General features: G+C 68.9%; 4 protein-coding genes. 2 read left to right on the top strand and 2 right to left on the bottom strand.

What is annotated here, in order from left to right; genetic code table 11:
• Positions 1-174: 174 nt before the first annotated feature.
• Positions 175-1,185 (bottom strand): aldo/keto reductase, encoded by a 1,011-nt coding sequence (locus ACYQ78_RS39185; protein WP_459806072.1) that lies wholly within the window; start codon positions 1,183-1,185, stop codon positions 175-177.
• Between the two features lie 92 nt (positions 1,186-1,277).
• Here ACYQ78_RS39185 and ACYQ78_RS39180 point away from each other — a divergent pair, with 92 nt between their 5' ends.
• Positions 1,278-1,844 carry a TetR/AcrR family transcriptional regulator gene (locus ACYQ78_RS39180; RefSeq protein WP_459806071.1) on the top strand — a complete coding sequence of 189 codons (567 nt, stop codon included), beginning with the start codon at positions 1,278-1,280 and terminating at the stop codon, positions 1,842-1,844.
• Between the two features lie 1,141 nt (positions 1,845-2,985).
• On the opposite strand, the gene ACYQ78_RS39175 is transcribed toward ACYQ78_RS39180, so the two are convergent.
• Complete coding sequence (locus ACYQ78_RS39175; protein ID WP_459806070.1) at positions 2,986-3,414, bottom strand: MarR family winged helix-turn-helix transcriptional regulator; 429 nt, start codon at positions 3,412-3,414, stop codon at positions 2,986-2,988.
• A gap of 33 nt (positions 3,415-3,447) precedes the next feature.
• On the opposite strand from ACYQ78_RS39175, the gene ACYQ78_RS39170 reads away from it, so the two are divergent.
• Complete coding sequence (locus ACYQ78_RS39170; protein WP_459806069.1) at positions 3,448-4,278, top strand: SDR family NAD(P)-dependent oxidoreductase; 831 nt, start codon at positions 3,448-3,450, stop codon at positions 4,276-4,278.
• The last annotated feature ends 280 nt before the right edge of the window (positions 4,279-4,558 follow it).

Below are 4,558 nucleotides of genomic sequence, written 5' to 3'. Positions count from 1 at the left end.
ACCCGGCCCCACTCAGCCCTCGGCGGCAGGCCGCCCATCAGCCGACTGTCACCAAGTTCATGACCAAGTACACCTAGGGGCCGGTCCGCACCGCGGGCCGGCCCTCGCCGTCCATGGTGGAAAAGCAGTTTTCTGTACGGCTCCGCCCAAGGCCGGGCGGTCCACGAAGCGCCCTCACGCCACCCGTCGACGGAGCCCGGAATCAACGAGGGCCGGAGGAAGATAGGCCGACTCGTCACGGAATCCGACGTCGGTCCCCGGCGGCACGATCGCGTCGATCCGGTCGAGGACGTCGCCGGAAAGGGTGACGTCCACCCCCAGGAGCAGGTCGTCGAGCTGCTCCATCGTGCGCGGCCCGATGATCGCGCTGGTCACGCCCGGATGGGCGGTCGCGAACGCCATAGCCAGATGCGTCATCGGCAGCCCCGCCTCCTCGGCGAGCGGAACGAGTTGCTCCACAACGTCCAGGCGGCTTTCGTCACCGAACGACCGGAACCGGCTCGCCCGCCGCAGATCGGTCGCCTGCCCCTTGCGAATCCGGCCGGTCAGCATCCCCTTCGCGAGCGGACTCCACACCAGCGTCCCCATGCCGAAACGCTGCGCGACCGGCAGCACCTCACTCTCGATCCCGCGGTTGAGAATCGAGTAGGTCGGCTGCTCGGTCCGGAACCGCTCCAGCCCGCGCCGCTCCGCCACCCACTGAGCTTCGACGATGTCGGAGGCGGGCATCGTCGACGACCCGATCACCCGCACCTTCCCGCTGCGCACCAGATCGGAGAGCGCCGAGAGGGTGTCCTCGATGTCGGTGTCCGGATCGGGCCGATGGATCTGGTAGAGATCGAGGTGATCGGTCTGAAGCCGCCGCAGCGAATCCTCGACCGCCGTCATGATCCACCGCCGGGAGTTCCCGCGCCGGTTGGGATCGTCCCCCATCGGCAGACTCAGCTTGGTCGCCAGCACGACCTCCTCCCGGCGCCCCTTCAGCGCCCGCCCCACGATCTCCTCCGACTCCCCGCGCGAGTAGACGTCGGCGGTGTCGATGAGGTTGATCCCCGCGTCGAGCGCCTTGTGGATCATCCCGATCGCCGCGTCGTGGTCGGGATTGCCCATCGCCCCGAACATCATCGCGCCGAGCGCGTAGGGGCTGACCTTGATACCGGTCCGGCCAAGCGTGCGGTAACGCATGCGACTCCTCCTGACAGAGGGTAAATTAAGCGGAACACTTTTCCGGAACTATACGGAAAAGCTTTCCGCTTATGCAACCGTGAAGGAGTTCCGTGACGGAGACCCAGGCGCCGCGCCGCTTGCGCGCCGACGCGCAGCGCAACGTCGACGCCCTGCTGGAGGCCGCGAAAACCGTCTTCGCCACCTCAGGGGTCGACGCCCCCGCCAAGGAGATCGCCGACCTGGCCGTCGTCGGCGTCGGCACCCTCTACCGCCACTTCCCGCAGCGCTCCGACCTGGTCAAAGCCGTCTTCCGCCGCGAGGTCGACGCCTGCGCCGACGCCGCCCCCGCGCTTAGCGCCGCTAACGAACCGGGAGAAGCCCTGGCGAAATGGCTCCTGCGTTACACGGAGTTCCTGGCCACCAAGCGCGGCCTGGCGACCGCCCTCCACTCGGGCGACCCGGCGTTCGAGTCGCTTCCGGGCTACTTCATGGGCCGCCTGGGCCCGACACTGACGACGTTGCTCGACGACGCGAGGGCGAGCGGCGACGTCCATGCCGACGTGACCGCGGAAGACCTCCTCTACGCCGTAGCCACCCTCTCGCAACACGGCGCCGCCTACAGCCGACGCATGGTCTCCCTCCTGGTCAACGGCCTGCGCTACCACGCCGACCACTGACCGATCACCGCCCGAGCAAGCCGATGCGTAGGCGCCCGGTCTCGCTCTCTTTCATGGCCTGCACTCGCGCCGCCGCTGACCGATCAGCCTGCCGAGCGGTTTGATGAGCGGGCGCCCGGTCCTGTCTACGGCTCGCGCTCCCGCGACGGCCACTGATCGGTCGCCGGGCTAACCGGCTCGATGAGCAGACCGACTGTCTTGCTCCTCGTCGGCGGCCCGTGCTCCTGCGCCGACCGTTGACCGATCGGCCTGCCGGGCAGCTTGATGAGCGGGTGCCCGGTCCTGGTCTACGGTTTGTGCTCCCGCGCCGACCGTTGAACGATCAGTCGGCTGAGCGGTTCGTTGTGTAGGTGCCCGGTTTCGCTCCTCGTTCATGGCCTGCGCCAGTGCGGCGAGCACTGAACGATCAGTCGGCCGTATGGCTTGATGAGCACGCGACGCGGGTTCACTTCTGGTCGACGGCCTGCGCTACCGTGCCGACCGTTGAACGATTAGTCGGCTGAGCGGTTCGATGCGTGGGTGCCCGGTTTCGCTCCTCGTTCATGGCCTGCGCCAGTGGGGCGAGCACTGACCGATCGGTCTGCAGGGCAGCTTAATGAGCGGGTGCCCGGTCCTGGTCTACGGTTTGTGCTCCCGCGCCGACCGTTGAACGATCAGTCGGCTGAGCGGTTCGTTGTGTAGGCGTCCGGTTTCGCTCCTCCTTCACTGCCTGCACTGTCGCGGCGAGCACTGACCGATCGGCCTGCCGAGCGGCTTGATGAGCGGGCGCCCGGTCCTGCCCTGCGGCTTGCGCTACCGCGACGGCGACTGATCGGTCACCTGGCTGACCAGCTTGATGAGAGGATGCCCTGTCTTGCTCCTCGTCGGCGGCCCGCGACTGCTGACCGATCAGTCGGCTGAGCGGTTCGATGCGTAGGTGCCTGATTTCGCTCCTCGTTCACGGCCTGCGCCAGTGGGGCGAGCACTGAAAGATCAGTCGGCCGGATGGCTTGATGAGCACGCGATGCGGGCTCACTTCTGGTCGACGGCCTGTGCTGCCGTGCCGACCGCTGATCGATCGGCCTGCCGGGGGGCTCGATGGGCGGGCGTGCGGTCTCGCTCCTCGTCGATGGCCTGCGATGCCGCGCCGACCGTTGAACGGTCACCCGGTGAGTCGGCCCAGCAGGTCGACGAGATGGCGCAGGTCCTCGTCGGGCCAGCTCTCGGTGCGGGCGTAAAACTCCTTTCCGCGTTCTTCGAGTGTCGCGGCCACCCGCTCGCGCCCCTCGTCGGTGAGCTCGACGATCACGCTGCGCCGGTCGTCGGGGGCGGGTAAGCCGTCGACCAGGCCGAGGGTGCGCATCTTGCCGATCAGGGTGCTGGTGGAGCTGCGGTCCATGCCGACGGCCTCGGCGACGGCGCTGGGCCGGGCGGGGCCGTAGGCGTAGAGCCAGCGCGCGATGTGGAAGGCGGCCGGTTGCAGGCCGGGGTGGAAGTGGGCGGCGCTGCGCTCGCTCAGCGCCCGGCTGGCGCTCAGCAGCGCGTTGATCCGCTCGCCGAGCGTGAGTTCGAGCTCCCGTCTCGTTTGCACATACAAACCATATCGCTCTAAAGTAATGGGCATATGCAAACCATCGCCATTACCGGCGCCACCAGCGGCCTGGGCCGTCTGGCCGCACTCGACCTGGCCGAACGCGGTGCCCGCGTCGTCGCCGTCGCCCGCGACCCCCTCAAGGCCGACCGGCTCCGCGCCGAAACGGGGGCCGAGATCGTCGTGGCCGACCTGTCCCTGATGGCCGACGTCCGCCGCGCCGCTCGCGAGATCACCGACCGCCACGACCGCATCGACGTGCTGGTCAACAACGCTGGCCTGCACGCCTTCACCTCCCGTGCCACCGCCGACGGCCACCCCGAGATGGTCGCCGTCAACTACCTTGCCCCATGGCTGCTCACCCGCGAACTCCTGCCCGCGCTCCACCGGGCCGGTGACGCCAGGATCGTCAACGTCGCGTCCCAGGCCGCCCGCCGCCACGGCACCCTGCGCCTGCCCGCCGACCTGACCGAGACGGTTCCGTTCACCGCGCGTGGATCCTCGGCCCACTACGGGAAGAGCAAGCTGCTCGACATCATGTTCACCCTCGAACTCGCCCGCCGCCTGACCGGCACCGGCGTCACCGCCAACTGCCTGAACCCCGGCTTCAACACCACCGGCCTGGGCCGCGAACTCCGCTTCGCCGCACCCCTGGAGAAGATCCTCACCCGCCTGTCGATCGGCGACCCCGCCCGGGGGGCGGCCCTCATCGTCTCCCTCGCGGCCGACGCCGCCTTCGCCGGTCGCACGGGTGGCTACTACTCGGTCCCGGGCACCCGCCTGATTCGCCCGCCGTCGCCCGCCGATGATCCCGGTCTCCAGGCCCGGCTCTGGCGCGACACCGAGCGACTGCTCGACGGCTGAGGGCTCCCGCCCGGGCGGTGGGAGCGCCGGACGGGAGCCGTTCAGAGCATCGGGCAGGCCCGTATATGGCCGGTATAGCCCCAGCTCGCAGAGCCGGATGCATGCGTCGCCGAAGCGCATGCCCTCCGAGCTCAGGCGCGACTCGGACTCCTGCCTCGCGATGGCCTCGCCGCGCTTGAGTCAGGTGGGAGCCTGGCCCTAGATGTACTTGGTCATGAACTTGGTGACAGTCGGCTGATGGGCGGCCTGCCGCCGAGGGCTGAGTGGGGCCGGGTGGTGT

The organism is Herbidospora sp. RD11066 (assembly GCF_054661255.1).
The sequence above is the reverse complement of the archived record's forward strand: the minus strand, read 5'-3'. Positions and strand labels throughout refer to the sequence as shown.

Excerpts from the sequence above, each read along its gene's own strand:
- ACYQ78_RS39185 (WP_459806072.1), bottom strand. The coding sequence starts at position 1,185 with ATGCGTTACCGCACGCTTGGCCGGACCGGTATCAAGGTCAGCCCCTAC.
- ACYQ78_RS39170 (WP_459806069.1), top strand. The coding sequence starts at position 3,448 with ATGCAAACCATCGCCATTACCGGCGCCACCAGCGGCCTGGGCCGTCTG.